Source organism: Gemmatimonadota bacterium, from assembly GCA_009841265.1.
GTDB lineage: Bacteria > JAAXHH01 > JAAXHH01 > JAAXHH01 > JAAXHH01 > JAAXHH01.
Window position 1 is genome coordinate 1683794 of sequence record VXMB01000009.1, and the last position, 19883, is coordinate 1703676.

Genomic DNA, 19883 nt, shown 5'->3' on the forward strand with positions numbered 1-19883 from the left:
GCCACGCCGTATGCCACCCTGACAGACGCCTGTAGCATTCCATGTATTCATTGTTCGGCAGGACCTGGTAACCTGGCCTCCTCAAAAGGTGAAATTGGCGTCCATATACGCGGCAAGCGCCTTTCTCAACAACTCGCGCACGTCGTTTTCGATCCGGGTCTGCGCCCCGGGATGCCAGGCCAGCCCGAAGCGAAAGTCGCTCCGGAAACCCGGTGCGCTGGCATACCTCACGGTGACGGGGTTTTCCCGTATATACAATGTCTCACCGAACCCGATATCCACCGAGTACAAGCAGGCGGTCAATCCCGATTCGCCTGTCAGGTCCACCGTGCCGATGCCCACGCGCAGGAACAACTCATTGATGTTCAGTTCTTCCGCGCGTTTCAGGCGGAGCCGTGCGAATTCCGCCTCGACAATCTTTTCGAAGTCTGCCCTGCAGCTACCGCCTTTACTCTTGAGATCGAATTCGACGTACAGCTCGTCGGGGTCGTCCTTTATCAGGATCCCTGCATGCACCCCGGACTGCGCCTGCGCATTTCCGCCCGTCATCACCGCCGCCAGGATGAGCACGGCGGTCCACCTGGTCACTCCACTACCTCCGGGTATTTACGACGCGTCTTCAGAAATTCCACGACCGCGCTCTCGGTCCAGAGTTCCTTCCCCCTGCCGTTCCTGACCGGTCGCGGGAAAACGCCTTTTTCTACCAGACGGCGGATGTCCGTAGCGCTGAACCCGGTCAGTGTGGAAACTTTCTTTCGCGTCAATAGCCGGGATTCCATCGCAGCCTCCTTTCCTTGGCATCCAGATCGCCTGAGACCGAACGCGCGGCCGAGACCGAGCGCGCGGCCGAGACCGACCGCGCGGTCGTGACCGAACGAACGGACCTGCCCGATCTCACTGTCCTTGGAACGGCACCGCATCGTGAATCGCCCTGGAGGTCCTCTATCTGATCCATCCAGCTGGTAAACTCCGTGCCCGTCGGGATACAGACTTCCGTGCCGGACAGCCACAGGGCCAGGAGATCGAGTTGCAGGAACGACGCCGGCAACGGTCCGGCAAGCGCGGCATTGTCCCGCACCAGGAACACGGTCAGATCCGACAGTCGGCCCAGTTCCTCCGGGACGTCCCCGGTCAGGTTGTTCGCCGACAGAGAGAGACGGGTCAGACTATCCATGCCTCCAAGTTCGGGTGGTATGGGGCCACTTAGCCGATTGTTGTAGAGCCAGTGGACCGTCAGTCTGTCGAGATACGACAAAGAGGGAGGTATGGGTCCGGAAAGGCGGTTATTGTCCAACCAGAGCGTCCGCGCGTTCGTCAAACCACCCAGCTCAGGCGGTATGGATCCCTCCAGTTCTCGCCGCCCATCGCATCATATAGCGCAACAAGCGCCCTCGCTTCCGGATCGGGCGTGGGTGCTACGGGGGCTGCTGCCATCGGTTGGTCCGGTGAGGTCATCGCGTTGTCCTTCCCGCAGGACATCATTACCACCACCGTTACGGACATCACGCAGACCAGTTTTCCCATTAATCCTTGCTTTCCTATAGCTGGCGAACTTCAGAAATCTGTCAGATTTACACTGGCCATTGATATCACCTGCGCCGCCCCGAGGTCTTAAGACGGGGCCGGGAGCCCAGGGCTAGCCCATTTAAACACCATGTACCGTGGGAGGTATTCCACATGGCGTACCCCGCCGTCTTGTCACACGTATTCGCCCGCCGCGTTTTCGGTCGGTTTACTTCGTCAAGTTTCGCCTCCTACTTGCGGCGGGCGTTGAAGATGCGCGAGACGTCAATCGAGCATTTCATCGCCGCAAAGCCGGGTAACGTCCCGCACTTTTTTCCGGACTCTATCTGCACCCGGTAAAGCCCCCCGGTGCGGCGACGCCTTTAAAGTCCTTCTTCTTTCATTGCGACTATCCACGCGGGCCACTTCTACATTCCCTCCAGTACGAACTCCAACCGGTCCATCCAGTACACGTCCAAGCCCACTAATCCGCACCATCCCTGTGTATACGGGTGCGGATTCAGGCTCGCCATCATGGAGGACGCCATGATGGCATGGGATCAGGGCAGAAATGCCCGGTATGCTCCGTGAATCCGGCCCCGGGGATTTCGTGTAAATCGGCTGAATTGTACTGTTTACTCTAAGGTACAGCCTGAAGTGTGACTTGTGTGTGAATTAACCGATAAACAATAAGAATATTGCGCGAATTTATACCGTGGCGTATTATGTCACGGGCACCGGGACCGCGGCATGACGCGAGGATCACGTGAAAGGTTCGAGGAGATTGCGGAGAGGATACGTCAATGAAGCGTACCGCATCGTCGAGCGTTGAGACTAAAGACAAACCCGCACGGGAGATCGAGGCGCTGCGCGAGCGCATCTCGATGCTGAGCGCGGCGTGCCTGCGCATCAGCGCGAGCCTGGACCTGGAGACCGTCCTGCGCGAGATCGTGGACAGCGCCCGCGCGCTGATCGAGGCGCGTTACGGCGGTATCGTCACCATCGACGAGTCCGGGCAGCCCAGGGACTTCAACACCTCCGGTTTCACAGACGCCGAGCACCGAAGAATGGCCGACTGGCCCGACGGACCCAGGTTCTTCGAGCACCTGCGCGACCTCACTGGCGTGCTGAGGTTGCCGGATGCGCGCGCTTACGCGCAATCGCTCGGCTTCGCGCTGAACCGCCAGTTGTCCGGCACGTTCCTGGGCATGCCGATGCGCCATCGCGGCCAGCACGTCGGCAACTTCTATCTCGTGGAGAAGGAAGGCGGGGCGGAGTTCACGAGCGAAGACGAGGAGATCCTGGTGCTGTTCGCCTCCCAGGCTGCTACGGCCATCGCCAATGCCCGCACGTACCAGGCCGAGCAACGCGCCCGGGCCGATCTGGAGGCCCTGGTCGAGACCTCGCCGGTGGGCGTCCTGGTCTTCGAAGCCAGGACCGGCCGGCTCATGTCGATCAATCAGGAGGCGAAGCGGATCGTGGAGGGCGTGCGCATGCCGGGAAGCCCGCCGGAGGCTCTGCTGGAACAGGTCACCTTCAAGCGCGCCGACGGGCGCGAGATCGCGCTGGGGAAGCTGCCGCTGTCGCAGGTGCTGAACCGCACCGAGGTGGTGCGCGCCGAGGAGATCGTGCTCTCGGTTCCCGATGGACGTACCGTCACGACCCTGGTAAACTGCACGCCCATCCATTCGGAGGAAGGCGCGGTCGTGTCCGTGGTGGTCACCATGCAGGACCTGGCGCCGCTACAGGAGCTGGAACGGTTGCGAGCGGAGTTCCTCGGCATGGTGAGCCATGAACTGCGCTCCCCGCTCACGTCGATCAAGGGCTCGGCGTCCACCCTCCTGGAAGCCGCGCCGAAACTCGACCCTGCGGAGATGCGCGAGTTCTACCGCATCATCCTCGCGCAGGCCGATCACATGCGCGTCCTGATCAGCGACCTGCTGGACGCCGGCCGCATCGACACGGGCACGCTGTCTGTATCGCCCGAGCCCTCCGAGGTTGCCGACCTGGTGGACCGGGCGCGGACCACCTTCCAGAGCGGCGGCGGCAGGCACCCTGTCCTTATCGACCTGCCACACGACCTGCCGCGGGTCATGGCCGACCGGCAGCGCATCGAACAGGTGCTGAACAACCTGTTCTCCAATGCCGTCCGGCACGCCCCGGAGTCCTCTCCTATTCGGGTCTCCGCCGTTCAGGACGGGGTGCATGTAGCAGTCACCGTCCGTGACGAAGGGGCGGGGATAGCGGCAGACCGACTCCCGCACCTGTTTCAGAAGTATGTGGGTCTCAAGGGCGGCGACCGTGAGGCCGAGACCGCCGCGGGCTCGGGGCTCGGTCTTGCCATCTGCAAGGGGTTGGTCGAAGCCCACGGAGGACGCATCCGGGCCGAGAGCGACGGGGTCGGCCAGGGCACGCGCATTACCTTCACGATCCCGGTGGCCGACGAGGTTGGCAAGGCCGGCAAGATTGGCGAAGCCGGCAAGGCTGTAAACACCGCCAACGAGCCGGTCCGGACCGACACGCAGGACGCCGAAGGAACGGGCGAACCGACGCGCATCCTCGTGGTCGACGACGACCCGCAGACGCTGCGCTACGTGCGCGAAGCGCTCACGGCGGCCGGCTACTCCGCGCTCGTGACCAGCAACCATGAAGAGTTGCCGGGTATCATCCAGGCCGAGCGGCCCGAACTGGTCCTGCTGGACCTGCTCCTTCCCGGCACGGACGGTATCGAACTGATGGAACGCCTGCCCGAACTGGCCGACCTGCCGGTCATCTTCATCTCCGCCTACGGACGGGACGAGACCATCGCGCGGGCGCTCGATACCGGCGCCGCCGACTACCTCGTCAAGCCCTTCTCGACGACCGAACTCGTGGCGCGGATCCGGGCAGCGCTGCACAGACGCGCCGATCCCGAACCCTTCGTACTGGGCAAGCTCAACATCGACTACGACCGGCGAAGGGTGAGCGTGGGCGGCGTGAGGGTCGAACTCACCGCCACCGAGTATGAACTGCTCCGCGTCCTCTCGCTCAACGCGGGACGGGTGCTGACCTTCGACACCCTGATGCGCCAGGTCTGGGGTTCGCGCGCCTACGCCAACCAGAAGCTCGTACGCGCCTTCGTCAAGAAGCTCCGCCAGAAGCTCGGCGACGATGCGCGCAAGCCCGTCTACCTTTTCAACGAGCGCGGGGTCGGATACCGCATGGCCCGGCCGGGTGAACCGTAGGCAAACAGATCGCCATTCTACAATAGTCCCTCATCGACCCGCGTAGCACACCATCACGCGCAGCACACTACCCGACTCGGATGGCCAGGTCCGGGTACCGTTTGCTGTGTAATGGATTCAAATTCCTGTGCAAGTACGCCTGAACCTTACGGATCCAGCGGGAGGCCGTAAAGGGGGATGGGCTACGAAGCGGCGAGTCACCGGTTTCACCATTCGAGATGGCAACGGCAGGACGAATTAGGTTGGACTTACGGAACTGCGGTTCAGCTCGAACGAGTTGAATCACTGAGGACGTTCAATTGCTCAATGATGTTTCATTATAAACCAACCTTCTGATTCAGCCGGTGTCCTGGACGCCACCAATTCTGGGCCGGGACGAATAGACTCCATCGATTCTACAAATGCTTCGAGTTGCTCCAGACTCCAGGTTTCGGTGGTCGGCAGAACACGTTTCCTGACGACATGATCGATCCTTTCCAGCACCTTCCGTCCCTTGGGAGTCAGTTCACATATGACTACTCTCCGGTCATGTGAAGACCTCGCCTTCTCGATCATTTTTTTTGCATCAAGCCTGTGCAAAATGTTGTTTATGGAAGCATCAGAGCATCCGAGGAAACCAGGAATCTCGCCCACAGTCATAGGTCCTTTGTCGGCCAACAACATCAAGGTTTTATACTGGTTAACCTGTTCATTCTGACCCAGAGCTCTCCCGTCATCCCGGAGACCCATGTTAACGAGACGATACAGACCGGCTGTCGCAGCTACAAACCGGTCGCACAGTTCCTTCCTTAGGTCGTTACTCATCGGTTTTGCCTTTCCCTGTTTAAGATCCCCCACCGTGCAATTCGGTCAGGTGCCAAAGTACCCTTCTCCTTATAATGAGAATGAGGTGAATATGGCGACTCGATTGTATCCTGTGGTACCTACCCAATAACTGACTCATACTTATAATCGTATATACAATTTGATTTTCCTAATCAAATTTTCGACATTTTGTGATTTAAACTTGGTTTTTTGGCAGTGTACCAGTTTGAATCCGCAATATAAGGACTATACAAAGCGATTTCGGTCTTGATCCTCCGCCATACGGTGGAGATGCGGCCACCGCAAACAGCGATATAGAAATAAGGATCACGATACAAGTTCGGGTGGGCGGCATTTGGAACAACGTACTAGCTGGCATTCCCGTTGAAATCGCAAGCTCGGATACCAGTGTCCTCACGGTACCAGCAATGTTGGCGACGGACAACTCCGGCATGGTGACGTTGACCATAAACGCGGGTGACGCCATTTCGGGGCAGGGCAATGCCCTGCGTGACGGCCGGGCTATTGTGCAGTTCGGCGAGACCTATTCGTCGGATATATACGTTGAGGTTACGTTACAGCCACTGCAGTAAGAAGCCGATCGGTCCCGATATGAGAAAGCCCCGTTGCAGCTACGGGGCTTTTCTGTATTAAACGATTTAAAGGTTGCCCGGCGGTGACCTTACGGAAGTTCCGTCTCTCCGTTCCAGTTTTTCGGAACGGGCATATAGGACGCGTGCGGATAGTCCTGCTCGGGAACCAGTACGTACGGGACGTCCGAGCTTCTGCCCGCCACACCGGTCTCCGACAATCCGGTCACCATCCTGCCCGCTCCGCTGGCCAGATCGTAGAGGCGCCACAGCTCGTCGACGCGGATGGCCAGGCCGGGGTTTTCCGAAGGGATGCGCGTGGGCTTGCCGGTGCGCTGATCGTACACGACACGAAAGATTCCGGCGAAGTTCATACCGATGATGTATCCCTGGTGATCGAAGATGAGACTGCCGCTCGTACGCCCGGGCAGGTCCAGGTTATGCTGGATCACCCGGCTGTTCTCCGGCGTCGGCACCTCGTCCGCGAAGGGCCTCAGCGCGCTGATCGTGCCGTCCTTGAACGTGGCGATCGGAACAGTGACCGGCTCGCCCGACTCTTCCTCCGGAAAACCGATCGTGCCGATGGGCTGTCCTGCCTGCAGTCCCTGCACCTGGTCCCGGGGAAGGAAAAACGGCAGGTCCCTCAGTTCTGCGTCTATAGACAGCAGGGCAATGTCTGGAGAGCCGGCCGTCCCGTCGTAGTTCGGGTGAACCCAGAAAGTGCTCAGCCAGTACGTGTCGGCGCCGCCGACCTCAGTGCCTGACTTGACCGCAAAGGCCCGGGGATTGAGATCTTCGATGAACTGGGTCGAGATGAGGACGGCCTGTACTACGTGGGCATTGGTCCAGACGGCATTCCAGAAGTGCGCAACGAATCCCGATCCCAGTATGTAATTCTTCCCCTGGACCTGCACGCCTATGGCATAGACCGCGTTTCCCAGGTTCTGATCCAAGATTATGTCCGACCAGTCCAGCGCCACCCCGGGTTCGCCCTGCGGGCCTGCCGGTCCCACGGCACCCGTGGCCCCTGTTTGTCCCGCCGGACCAACCGGTCCTTGCGGACCCGTCGGCCCCTGCGGGCCCGCGTCCCCCTTGCAGGCAAGAAAAACCAGAATGAGCATCGATATGCAAGCGTGACGTATCACGAGGGGGACCTCCCGGTGATGCGATTGGTTCAGTGGTGTTCCCGGTGTGGTTCTTGTCGAAGTATGATGACATAAGAGGCTCCCGGTAGAACGGGTGTGCCGCCGTGCCGACAGCACGTTCTTGTTACCAGGAAGCCCGCGATGAAGAAAGTATCCATCATCCGGGCCTTAGTCAAGCAGGCAAGAAGGCGGGTGACCTGTAGTGCATCGACAGGCGGAATGGGAGGGGTTGTCGAGGGGTAAGTTCGAAAGCAGATTTGTCAGGAAGGTCAAAAAAAACCGTCCGCCCTGTTCGGTCGCTAAAGCTCCTACTAAGGACGGACGGGAAGATACACGGTTTAGCTGTGTATTCTGTATTTTCGTGCGTTACTGCTCGGGATTATCCCGATGTTACTGCGGCGTTACTTTCACGGTCACAGTGACGTACTTCGCACCAGCAAAAGGCGACGTGATTTTCACAGAAACATTATAGTCGCCCACTGACTTGAGAGCATCGGAGGATCCGAGATCAGCCGCGACGATTGCGTAGCCAGCTCCACCATCGATGGTGGTAGCGGTATTACTAGGAGGATCGTCGTCGGCAGCAGCTAACATGAGAATACCACTGCTCAAACTAGCGTATGTAACCACCGTGCCGTTGGCTACATCGATGTATCCGATATCACCATCGTCTTGAATACCCATCTGCTGCACCTGGACATTGATTGTCGCCCCTGACACAAATGTCGGTGTTCGAGCATCGACAGCTGCGCTGGTGTCAACAGTTACCGAGACATTGTACGGCTGATTTGAAGTATCCACCACGATGCGCCGGGAAGGCGTTTCGACGCCGTATACCTCGATCTCGACCTCGTTGCTCTTCACGTCGCCGATACTCGCCTGGATCTTGGCCTTACCGGCAGCATGCGTCTTGATCGTAGGCATCATGTTGCTGTCGTCGGTGTCCACGGTCGCGACGGCGGTGTTAGAGGAAGACCAGGAGAAGCTCACGCCTGGAACCTCATTACCGTCGTTGGTGGTCTTGTCATCGCCACTCTTCTTGTCATAGGCCGTAGCCATAAGATCAACATTCGTACCCTTTTCAACAGCGTCCACTGTTGCGGGCGTGATCACGATGCCTTTGACCTCGTTGTGGATCGATACAGGAATCTGTACCTTGATACCACGCTCGGGAGCCTTCACGATAAGCTTCGTGTCGCCCTTTCTGACACCCGTAACCATTGCTGAATTGGGCGTGTCGGTAGCTTCCACCGTAGCGAGGATGGGATCATCGATCTCAAACGTAAACGAGACGGCGAGGACACTGCCGTCCGACGCAGCGGCAACGGCACTGAAAACCTTCATACCATCAACGAGCACGCCTGTACCCCGAATATTCGAGCCGGAATCGTCATCGAAATCCGGTGCATTGTAGCGACGGGCATCGTCTTTCTTTTCAGTACCCTCGAAAACGATGACGTGGTGAACCGAAGCCAGGATATTACCAGGAAGATCGGATGGGATCCCTGATTCACCTTGCGGGCCTGCCGGACCCATCGGACCTTCGGGGCCAGCCGGGCCTGCCGGACCTGCCGGGCCTGCCTCACCGGTGTCACCCTTCTCACCAGCCGGGCCTGCCGGACCTGCCGGACCTGACGGACCCGTCGAGCCCTGCGGGCCAGCCGGACCTGCCGGACCTGCGGCACCTGCGGCGCCGGTCGGACCAGCCGGACCCGTCTTACCTTCGCATCCATACATACTGAGAGCGAACGCCATCAGTACAACTATGAAGTAATGCATCTGTATCTCCCGTAGATGAGAACTGCACTTTACAATCTGCTCATGTACATAAGTAAGCAATCTATATGCGCTCCTTTCCCATATGCCCTCATCGTGGCATGGACACTAAAATCCAAGTGGTAACCTTATGAATGTACGTACAGATACCCAACTCCACTTATCGCTTGCATCGTCTGAAATGTTGTACTCCACAACCGCACCCAACCTGTTCCAAACCGTTCCGATACCGCCGTTCACAATCCAGGTCGTCGAACCGTCTTCATCGCCCATGACCCGGTAAGCGCTTCCTCCCATGGCCTGGACGTAACAGAACATGTCGTCATCCGATGTGGTGGACACCCTCAACCCGGCCATGACCGGGAGGGACGAATAATCACTGCTGTGACGATCAAGCGACAAGTTGCCAATGAACTGAAACCGGTCGTTCAAATCCGCTGCCATTTCGACCGAAACACCGTACCCGATTCCCGAATCGGTGAGATCTGCCAGACAAGAATAGGACCTGCTGCCAGACACGCCCAGATTGAGATCCAACTGGGCGTATGCATCACCACATACAAGCGTGGCGACTAAGAGAAATACGATTCTTGTCATATCTCCTCACGAAAAGTACAGGTTTTGAACCCATATAATATGATTCACTTCGATAATGCAAGGAAAAAATGAATCTTTTTATTTCGTTGCAACACAATTCCTTACGTGCTGATCGCAACCATAAACTCAACTGACCGTATAAGTTTTCAAAGAACCGGCTTAACGCCCAACCCGGGCAGAAGCCCCTATTCCATAAAGGATTCCACCCAAATTGTCAATACTAATTGCAAGTATAGTGCCGGTATTCAGGCGTGTCAAGCAGGTTTTCTTGACGAATGCTCCTGTCCACCGGGCTTCCGCGACATCCGGCTCATATCGGTACCATCGCCGGGATGCATGTTGCCGTCTGAATGCCGATCCCATGAGACGAAACGCTTTCGCCGGATACCCTTTATCCTTAGATTAGAGACCGAAGTAAAGGATCCAGCCGGCATCCAGTATATAGTAATGTACGCGAGACCGGGTCAACATAAATCCGCTAAAACGAGGCATATAATTTACATTATTTGCAAAATAAGTCAAGTTAACGTTGGTTCGGCCGGTGCGATGGGATTTCTGACGCGCTGGTTGACGCGCCGGTCGCCACACTCGCTACCACGCTGCATGCCGCACTATCTCCTATTCGGTCTGTTGCTGCTCAGCCTCCCCGGGGCGGCCTTCGCGCAGTTCCCTACCGGCGGCATGGGGAGCGGGGCCGGCGGCACGACCGGCGCCGAGGCCGATACGACCGGCCTGCCGACATTGGATTACAATGCGGACCGCATCGAGTACATATTCGCCGATGACACGATGGCGCTTATCGGAAGCGCCGAGCTGAAGTACGGCGGCGTGGAGCTGACGGCCGGCCGGCTCCTATTCCACCGCTACACCAATCTGCTGACCGCGGACTTCCTGCCCCCCGCGCCGGATATCGATCCCGAGACCAATACCTATCCCCGCCTGCAGGACGATATGAACGTCGTGGTCGGGGACCGCATGCAGTACGACATGAATACGGGGGAAGGGCAGATCTGGAAGGGCCGCACCCAGTACCATGAAGGGTTCTTCAACGGCGAACTCATCACGCTCAACGCCGATCGGTCCTTCGAGATCCACCAGGGCTCCTACACCACCTGCGACAACCCGAACCACCTGCACTACTATCTGAAAATGGGCGAGGCGAAGGTCGTGCCCGAAGACAAGGCGGTCGTCCGGAACGTAACGGGCTACATCATGGGCATCCCGATAGTCTATCTTCCGGTCTACGTCTTCTCGGTGAAGCAAGGCCGGCAGTCCGGGCTTACGGTTCCGAACTACGGCAGCGGCGTGGAGGAAGGCCGGTACCTGCGCAACCTGGGCTACTACTGGGCGCCGAACGAATACTTCGACATGAAGACCACCGCGGACATCGAGGCCAAAACCGGTTTCCTGCTGAGACAGCGGTTCCAGTACCGGCAGGACCGCCGGATCCGGGGCAGGGCGAGCGGCTCCTGGCGAACGGAATTCGGCGGGAAGACGACCGGCTGGGACGTGGCCGCCCAGCACCGGCAGGAAGTGATCCCCGGGCTTACGGTCCGCGGACAAGGCAACTTCGCCCAGTCGCTGCGTTACCTGCATTCGACGACGCGGGGGACGGACCCCGGACTCCTGCGGTCCACGACGCGTTCCTCTTTCGCGGTGGACAAGAAGTTCGGACGAAACAGCCTCAACCTGAGCACGTCGTCGTCCAGCACGACCGGACGGCCAAGCCGGCCCACCACCACGCTCAGGTTCCGCTTCGGGACGCAGGCGATCTTCAAGCCGCCTCGCAGGCAGACGCGGCGGGGCAGTATGCCGGACTTCAGCCAGCCCCGCACGGAGATCGAGGATCGCTGGTTCCATACCATCATGTTCGGTTTCAACAACACGCTGCGGAACCGGAGGAACAACGTGCGGCTCGACCGGGACACGACCCATACGGGCCCGGATATCCGGTACAACTACCGGCACGACACCATCCGGACCTTCTCCAACGCCTTCAACCTGAGCGCGCCGCAGAAGATCAGGGGCTGGCTGAAGATCCGACCGCAGGCCCGGTACACCCGGACCTGGGAGCAGGACACCGGCCCGGTTTCCGAGGGCGGCTGGGAAGCGAAAGAAGAACACACGGTGGGCATGTCGGTCAACACGACCCTCTACGGGCTTTTCCAGCCGAAGATCGGCCGGCTGAATGCCATACGGCACGTGGTCACGCCCGACATCAACTTCTCCCAGACCGGGGGGGCGGGGGGGACGCGCGCGCGGAAGAGGGTGAGTTTCTCCGTGAACAACATCCTGCAGGCCAGGACCGAACACGAAGACCGAGAGAAGAAATACAACCTGGTGTACGTCAAATCGTCGACCTCCTACGACTTCCAGGCCGAGGACCGGAAGTTTGCGGACCTGCGGACCACCGTGCGCATCCCGAGCCGCCGGTTTAACGTGAACCTGTCCCTGAACCATGATTTCTACGATCCCGATACCGACGAATTCCGCCGGCCCTGGCTGGACCGTATGACGCTCAGCGCGTCTCTAAACCTCGTGGGGCCGCGCAGGGACCAGTTCGGCAATGAATTAGGCGACAACGAGTTCGGCGGCGCCTATGGGGGATACGACGACTATTCCGGCGGCAGCTTCGGGGGGAGCAGCTTCGGGGGGAGCAGCTTCAGCGGGAGCAGCTTTTCAGGCAGCGGGTTCGGCGACAGCTACGGCGGGTACGGCGACGACCGGTTCAACCAGCGGTTCTCCCAGGTCAAGGGTCCCTGGACGGTCCGGCTTTCCCACCACTACTCGATCCGGCGCTCCAGCCCGGACGCCGAAGATGGTTTCAGCACCAGCCGCCACGAGATCAGTGCCACGAACCGGTTCGCCCTGAACGACATCACGGACTTGGTCCGGCTGACCAACCGCGTAACCGACAAGTGGCGCGTGCAGCACTCGATCAACTACGACTACCGTCGCAAGGAGATCGTATCCCACAGCGTGGACCTGTACCGGCCCCTGCACTGCTGGGAGTTCACCTTCCGGTGGGTGCCGAACGGCATCAACAAGGGGTTCTACTTCCGCATCAACCTGGTTGCCCATCCTGACGTTAAGTTCGAGCAGGAACGGCGGAGCGGTGGGGATGAGTAGGGTGGGTGCTGGGGTGGGTGGTCAGGTGGTGGTCGTTCAGGTGATGGTCCCGGGTGGGCTGCTGTCTTATGGTGGTCAGGTCGCCGACCCGGGCGGCTGTCCCTCTCTCCTCTAGTCTGTCCAGCGCTTCTTTAGTCTTTAATCTCGCCTGAAGTAAAAAAACTCCACAGCCATACGAGAAACGCTTCCCGGCTTCCGACCATTTCTATTAAGGGCCGGGCAGGAAGCGTCCAGCGTACCTGCGCATAGTACGATGACTCGTAGTCGGAAAAGGATAGATCATGCCAGTCATGGTTTCCAAGACTTATGCCGCACTCGTAGCCGCTGGTACTCCTGAAGCAGCCGCCAGCGAAGCCGCCGAAGAAATTGCAGACTTCGAGCGGAAACTGTCCACCATGCAGAGTGACATCGAACGGATGCAGAGCGACATTAAACTGATTAAATGGATACTCGGCGTCGTGCTGGCGTGCGTCGTCATTCCGATTATCAGGTCGTTGCTCGAGTAGAGAGGTGTTCCAATGACTTTGCCCAAACGCGAGATAACAGGCGAACCCGCTGGAGAAGGCAGCGGTTCGAGCAGTGGAAGCGGTTATGGGAATCGACTCAGGGATTTCAGGCTTGACCGGCTGGACCCCTACCGCTCCAGCAGGAAGGCCCCCGCCATGGCCCCCGCGGCGCAGATGCTGACCAGGCCGTAGCGGGCGTCGCGCCTTTGCATCTCGTTGGCCAGGGTCGTGAGGATGCGCGTGCCCGTGGCCGCCCAGGGATGGCCCACGGCGATCGAGCTGCCGTTGACGTTCACGCGGGTCCAGTCGACTTCGCCCGTCGGCGCGCCCTTCCAGCCCCTTTCCCACGCGGCTGCGCTGGCCAGGGCCTGAGCCGCGAAGGCCTCGTGGATCTCGACCAGGTCCATGTCTTCCATTGACAGGTTCCGGCTTTCCAGGAGCCGGGGCACCGAGATGGCCGGCGCCATGAGCAGCCCTTCAGACGGATCGTGGGCGGCGTAGGCCATGCCCCCGATGTACGCCAGCGGTTCCAGGCCGCACTCGGCCGCTTTCTCCTCGCTCATCAGAATCACCGTAGCGGCGCCGTCCGTCACGGGTGACGAGTTGCCCGCCGTGAGCGTGCCGTGCTCCGGATCGAAGACGGGCTTCAACGCGGCCAGGGCCTCGAGCGACGTGTCGGCCCGCGGTCCGGAATCGGCCTCCTCGCCCAGCAGCGGGTGGATCTCCCCGGCGAGCTTCTCGCGCGCGGCCACGGCGTTGCGGTGGCTGGCCAGGGCCACCTCGTCCTGCCGCTCGCGCGGGATGTCCCATTCCTTGCAGGTCAGCTCCATGTGCTCGCCCATGGTCAGGCCCGTGGACGGCTCGCGGAAGAGGTCCAAGGAGGCGCGCGTCAGCGAGTCGACCCCGCCGGCCAGGCCCACGTCGACGCGGCCGCCGGAAATGGCGTCGGCGACGACCGTGACCGCCCGCAGCCCGGTGATGCAGTAGGAGGCCACCGTATGGGCCTCGGCGTTGATCGGCAGCCCCGCCTCGAAAACGAGCTCCCGGGCCAGGTTGGGCTTCAGGGGGTCGGGCGTCATCGTCCCGAAGACGACGGATTCGATCAGCTCAGGGTCGATCCCGCTGCGGTCCAGCATGCCGCGCGTGGCGTGGACGGCCATGGCCAGGGAATCGATTTCGGCATAGGCCTTGCCCGATTTGATGAAGGGCGTACGGCCGCCCGCGACGATGGCGACGCGCCTGGGGTTCATGGGGGGTGCCTTTCGATGTGATTTCCCAATGTTACATGGTGTTAGGGAATCAGTATTCTATCACTCGAAAGGCAAATGCTCAACAGGAATATCACCGCTACCAATCCGACGACGCGGGTATGCCCGAACTGATCACCACGTTCAGGCCGGGTTCGGGCGCCACGCGGCGCGCAGATCGAACGGTCATTTCCGATCCTGACCACTCATCCCGCATGAAACCCCGGACCTTGCCCGTGAATTGATCCCGAAGGAGCGCAACGGCAGGGCCGCTGTCCTGGGTCAACTCCACTAGCCCCTCAGGACCCGATAGCGTTATCCGCGAAAGCCGGGCCGGCCAGTCCGAACGAACCGGAACCGCAAATGCAAAACTGCCGCCGCCCTCGCCGTGCACGATTTCACCCATGGCAAAGTTCAGCGCAAAAAGCGTATGGCCGTCTTCATCATATCCGGCCAGCTCGTAGGGACCATCCTCGCTGGGCAGGTAAGGCGGGGCGTGAACCACGAAGGACGGTTCGATGACGAGTTCGTCCCGCTCGTTTCTGCCTCCCCACAACAGCAGGACCCTGGATAGCGCTGAATACGATGGAATCAGTCGGGTTGGCTCACCGCGAATACGATATACCAGCGCTCTTCTGAAGTGGTAATCACTGATCCAGAAGTCATCCAGGCAGAAGCTCATGACGTCGGGCTTGTCCGGAGATACCAGTTTGTTTTCAAGCATATCATATCCCCAGGTACCGACTGATCCATCGCTGTAAGGATAGTGTGGATCGCCAATGGTTCCGCATGGAGCATGAAAAAGACCCATAAGGTGCCCGATTTCATGGGCGATAACCCCTTTGTCAAGGTACGCTACAAACCCCCTTGTACCTGGTTTTACCGCTCCACCGTAACTTCGCAAGACGCCCATGTAGTAATCGTACGATCCATCCAGGATCCGAATGGATTCGACTTCTCGTATGAGTATATTGTGGTTGGAAAAAACGGGCTCCAAACTCGTGAACACCGGTTCGCGCACGGTCACATTGAAATCGGTATCACGGATCGGAAGCAGATAGCGCGTGGCGCGGAACAGGTCGTCGTCCCGGGTCAAACCCTCCGTTTCCGCCACGACGCCATGGTCCGGGTTTTCCGACCAGATCAGGGGTACCACGGTCAGGTCCAGTCCCGGGACGTCTCTCACATTGACAGGCATCCTGCCCGTTTCCGGTAACCTGGACTGGACGCCCAGCGATGCGCCCAGCGTTCCTTCAGGATCGATCTCGACCACGAGCTCCAGTCCCGGTACGATCACCGACCCGGGAATGATCTCGTTGGATGACGAGGAAAGCGATCCTTCGTCGATGGCGGAAGGAATATCGTTTTGCCCGCCGGCGATTTCCACCCGGTGGATTTCGGCGCCATCCCAGTAGAAGCTCGCCGTTACCGGCGGCATGTCGGCATCGACCTGCTCATCGGCAACTACAAACACGCGCAGCAGCGCGTCCTCGCCGGCAACGAGCGGCACACGGAAATCATCAAAAGTCTGGGTCGCCTGCGTAAGATACACCCTCGAACCCGCCGGCCTGCGGCATCGATCGACCCGCACCACTTCCAGGTTTCCCAGCCATGCTTCGAAAACCGCATTGTCCGGCGCGCAGATCTGCGTGCCTTCCAGAAACAGGGTTCTCATGCCGGAATTGTTCGTCAATTCTATTGGAACCGGACCTGACATGTTTTCGTTGTAACTCAGCTTTATTTCATAGAGTTGTTCCATCTCGCCCAGTTCGGGCGGGATCTCGCCCGACAACTGATTGTAATCGAGATGCAGCAACCAGAGCGCATTCAGTTTGCTGATTTCAGGCGGGATATGGCCGGTTAACTGGTTGTTATTCAGTATCAGTCTGATCAGATGGCCGAGTTGCCCCACTTCAGGAGGAATTGCCCCGGCCAACTGGTTATTGTAGAGCCACAGATTCTCAAGCGCACCCAATTCTCCGAGTTCAGGCGGGATTGCACCGGACAACTGGTTCGTGTCCAGAAGAAGGTCTTTCAGGTTGGCCAGTTGGGCGATTTCACGTGGGATTTCACCCGATAATTGGTTTCTTCTAAGCCACAGGTATTCAAGCTTGTTCAGGTTGCCTAATTCCGGAGGGATAGTGCCGGACAACTGGTTATTGCTCATTAGTAAATCGGCAAGATTGCCGAGTTGGCCGATTTCGGAAGGGATTTCACCGGTCAGCTGGTTGAGCGTCAGTGAGAGTACACGAAGTCTGCCAAGCTGACCGATTTCGGGAGGGATTTCACCCACGAGTTGATTGGAACCAAGCGTCAAATGCTGCAGAGATTTCAGTTGACCGATTTCGGATGGAATCTCGCCCGTCAACTGGTTCTCTTGTAGTTCCAGCACAACCAGGTTCTGTAGCTGACCGATTTCCGGTGGGATATCACCCGAAAGCACATTTCCTTCGGCTTTAAGGCTTTGCAGGTTTTTCAGTTGACCGATTTCAGACGGAATCTCACCAGTCAACCGGTTGAATCTCAGGTCAAGTATGGCAAGGTTTTGCAGTTTTCCGATTTCGGACGGAATCTCTCCAGTCAACTGGTTACCCCAAAGGCGAATCTCGGTCAGATTGCCCAGATTCCCGATTTCCGGTGGGATCGTACCGGTCAATTCACTGTTCTCCAGGGCCAGTATCTCAAGTTTGGTCAGCCGATCCAGTTCTTCGGGAATCGTTCCCTTCAGTCCTGCCGAGTTGAGGTTCAGGGTGGTCACCCGTCCTGTTCTGTCCGTCGTAACCCCGATCCAGTTTTCAACGGGCAGGTCAGTCAGCCAATTCTTACTATAGTTCCAGTTTGGACCATCGGTTGCGTGGTACAATTCAATCAGTACGTTCCTGTCTGTCTCAACGAACCGGTCACAATTCGCAACACCACTCCCCTCCGGAAGCTGCATGAGCCAGGCCTGAAACGCTTCTTCCGATGGCGCACACACCTCGGTTCCCGCCACCCGGACACGCTCAAGTGGCAGGTCGGCGAGTTCGAGGGGCAACGGACCAGCCAGTGACGGATTACCTCCCAGGTCCAGATTTCTCAAGGTCGCGAGGCGAGCCAGTGCCGGGGTTACTGTGCCTGAAAGGTTGTTACCCTCCAGACTCAGTTGGTCGACCTGACCTTCAGTATTGACCGATACACCGAACCAATTGCTCAGGGGCTGGCTGCTCAACCAGTTGTTTCTGCCATTCCAGTCTTCGCCTCCTGCCGCGTGGTAGAATGCGATCAGCGCGTCCCGGTCCGAGGACTCCGTTTCACAGTAGTTGAATATCGCATCCTCTATAGACCCTACCCATTCTCCCATAACCGCGGGAACGCACAACTGCGTTCGATGAAGGTACAGGTTTTCCAGGCGTTCAAGTGTAATCATCGAGAGCGGCACGGGTCCGGACAAAGCCGGATTGTTATCAAGTCGGAGTGTCATTACTTCAGCCAGATTTCTGAACTCAGATGGTATTCCGCCGGCCAGCTGATTGCCACTCAAGTCCAATATCGAAGCTTCGGATAACTTTCCGAGTTCATCGGGGATACTGCCGGTAAGCGCGTTGTTGCTCAAGCTTAAGGACTGAAGGTAGACCAGATTACCCAACTCGGGAGGGATGGAACCCGTCAACTGGTTATAACTCAGGTTTAACTCAGACTGATACAATGGCTCTGACCTGAAATTCGAAATCAGACTCAACTGTCCAAATTCGGTCGGGATACTGCCGGTCAGGTTGTTCCGGTTGAGATCCAGATGAAACAGTTTGTCCAAATCCCCAAGTTCGGCGGGGATACTGCCGGTCAGATCGTTGTCGCCCAAATCCAGACGATTCAGGCCTGAAAGCAGTCCGAATTCAGCCGGGATTTCGCCGGTCAATTGATTACCCTGGAGCATCAGGGCCGTCAGACCGGTAAGCAGCGACAACTGGGCGGGCAGCGTACCTTTCAGCCCGTTGTACGGCAGGCTCAGGCCGATCACGATTCCAAAAGCGTCGGCCGACACGCCGTTCCAATCTCCGATGGGCCGCTCACTGAGCCAGTTCGTGTTGTTGTTCCATTCCGGTCCACCCATTCTGTGATAGAGCGCTACCAGGACATCCCGTTCCGTACGAAGGGCCGGGATTTCTACGATTACCCAGATACTGTCTTCCAGATCCCCCAACCGGGCCGTGATCCGGCTGACTCCGCTCATCACCGACGTCACGAGGCCCCGCGCGTCGACCGTCGCCACCGACTCGTCGCTGCTCTCCCAGCTTACCATGGCGTCCTCGACGGGCTGCCCGTCCTGATCCAGCACGGTGACGGTAAGCTGCACCGTCTCACCGATGTACGCCATCGTCGCCTCCCGCGGCTCGATCATTATGCTGCCTGCCGTCGGCGCTACTGTTACGTTGACCGTTACGTTGACCGTTGCGGACGCATTGCCGGACCTTGCCATGATGACGGCGGTGCCGTTCGCGACGGCGGTCACCAGACCCTGTGCGCTGACGGTTGCGACCGACTCGTCGCTGCTCTGCCACGACACGACGGCATCGGCCACGGGTTGCCCGTTACCGTCCCGTACCGTAGCGGCAAGCTGAACTGTCTCGCCAATCGACATCAGTGAGGCCATATCCGGTTCGATCGAGATGCTGCCGACCGCCTGCGCTACCGTTACGTTGGCCGTTGCGGAAGCATTGCCCGATCTCGCCGTGATGACCGCGGCACCGTTGGCGACGGCGGTCACCAGACCCTGTGCGCTGACGGTCGCGACACCAACAGCGCTACTCGTCCAGGACACGACGGCACCGGTCATGGGTTGGTTATTTTGATCCAGGACCCTGGCGGTCAACTGAACGGTCTGGCCAATCGCATTCAGCGTCGCCTCTGCAGGGGATATTTCGATCTTCGTGGCTATCGGTGTCGGAGGAGATGGAGGTTGTTCAGGTTCTCCAGGCTTCGTGGGACTGTCCTTGCCGCAGGTGGAAAGCAGCATCAGGGTTGTAAACAGTACTACAATGCGTCCGAGCCCAGTACGCGAGTGAGACATTAAGTCCCTTCAGCGAGGGTGGTAGTAGTCGTGTTTATTGCATCCGATCGCCTGAATTCCGATCAACCCGTCTGTTCACAGTCTTCCGACCGAATTTACTTAAACACCTATATGATTTAAAAACTCAAGTATTAAAAAACCATTATCTAGAAGCGTCAAGTATAAGGTGGTGATTATAATGTGGTGATCGCTCACGCATAGCGGAGGCGTCACTTGATGAGTTAGAACTTTCTCTTGGAAGACCTGGTAGGAAGGGACTACCGGAGCATGCTGAAAGTACACCTGAGCAGTACAACCTATTTCGACGGGATTCCC

General features: G+C 58.6%; 11 protein-coding genes. 3 read left to right on the top strand and 8 right to left on the bottom strand.

Annotated elements, in window-relative coordinates; genetic code table 11:
* Window positions 1-81: 81 nt before the first annotated feature.
* A complete protein-coding gene (locus F4X08_12155) occupies window positions 82-588 on the bottom strand; it encodes a hypothetical protein (protein ID MYD26555.1) in 507 nt (168 codons plus the stop codon).
* The gene (locus F4X08_12160; protein ID MYD26556.1) at window positions 585-920 is read right to left on the bottom strand and encodes an AlpA family phage regulatory protein; all 336 of its coding nucleotides are present in this window, start codon (window positions 918-920) and stop codon (window positions 585-587) included. The genes F4X08_12155 and F4X08_12160 overlap by 4 nt, the downstream gene beginning before the upstream one ends.
* A gap of 1386 nt (window positions 921-2306) precedes the next feature.
* Between F4X08_12160 and F4X08_12165 the strand changes: the two genes are divergently transcribed.
* A complete protein-coding gene (locus tag F4X08_12165; protein ID MYD26557.1) occupies window positions 2307-4727 on the top strand; it encodes a response regulator in 2421 nt (806 codons plus the stop codon).
* A gap of 303 nt (window positions 4728-5030) precedes the next feature.
* Here F4X08_12165 and F4X08_12170 read toward each other — a convergent pair whose 3' ends face one another.
* The 4 genes from F4X08_12170 to F4X08_12185 form a co-directional block, all read right to left on the bottom strand.
* On the bottom strand, window positions 5031-5531 hold the full coding sequence (locus F4X08_12170) for a MarR family transcriptional regulator (GenBank protein MYD26558.1): 501 nt from the start codon (window positions 5529-5531) through the stop codon (window positions 5031-5033).
* Window positions 5532-6213: 682 nt separating this feature from the next.
* Complete coding sequence (locus F4X08_12175; protein ID MYD26559.1) at window positions 6214-7266, bottom strand: hypothetical protein; 1053 nt, start codon at window positions 7264-7266, stop codon at window positions 6214-6216.
* Window positions 7267-7656: 390 nt separating this feature from the next.
* A complete protein-coding gene (locus F4X08_12180) occupies window positions 7657-9045 on the bottom strand; it encodes an Ig-like domain-containing protein (protein MYD26560.1) in 1389 nt (462 codons plus the stop codon).
* Between the two features lie 105 nt (window positions 9046-9150).
* Complete coding sequence (locus F4X08_12185; protein ID MYD26561.1) at window positions 9151-9639, bottom strand: hypothetical protein; 489 nt, start codon at window positions 9637-9639, stop codon at window positions 9151-9153.
* A 603-nt stretch (window positions 9640-10242) separates the two neighbouring features.
* On the opposite strand from F4X08_12185, the gene F4X08_12190 reads away from it, so the two are divergent.
* On the top strand, window positions 10243-12768 hold the full coding sequence (locus tag F4X08_12190; GenBank protein MYD26562.1) for an LPS-assembly protein LptD: 2526 nt from the start codon (window positions 10243-10245) through the stop codon (window positions 12766-12768).
* A gap of 281 nt (window positions 12769-13049) precedes the next feature.
* On the top strand, window positions 13050-13274 hold the full coding sequence (locus F4X08_12195) for a hypothetical protein (GenBank protein MYD26563.1): 225 nt from the start codon (window positions 13050-13052) through the stop codon (window positions 13272-13274).
* 128 nt (window positions 13275-13402) lie between these two features.
* On the opposite strand, the gene F4X08_12200 is transcribed toward F4X08_12195, so the two are convergent.
* Together F4X08_12200 and F4X08_12205 are read right to left on the bottom strand one after the other, a co-directional pair.
* The gene (locus F4X08_12200) at window positions 13403-14524 is read right to left on the bottom strand and encodes a thiolase family protein (protein ID MYD26564.1); all 1122 of its coding nucleotides are present in this window, start codon (window positions 14522-14524) and stop codon (window positions 13403-13405) included.
* Between the two features lie 97 nt (window positions 14525-14621).
* The gene (locus F4X08_12205; protein MYD26565.1) at window positions 14622-19568 is read right to left on the bottom strand and encodes a hypothetical protein; all 4947 of its coding nucleotides are present in this window, start codon (window positions 19566-19568) and stop codon (window positions 14622-14624) included.
* Window positions 19569-19883 lie beyond the last annotated feature (315 nt).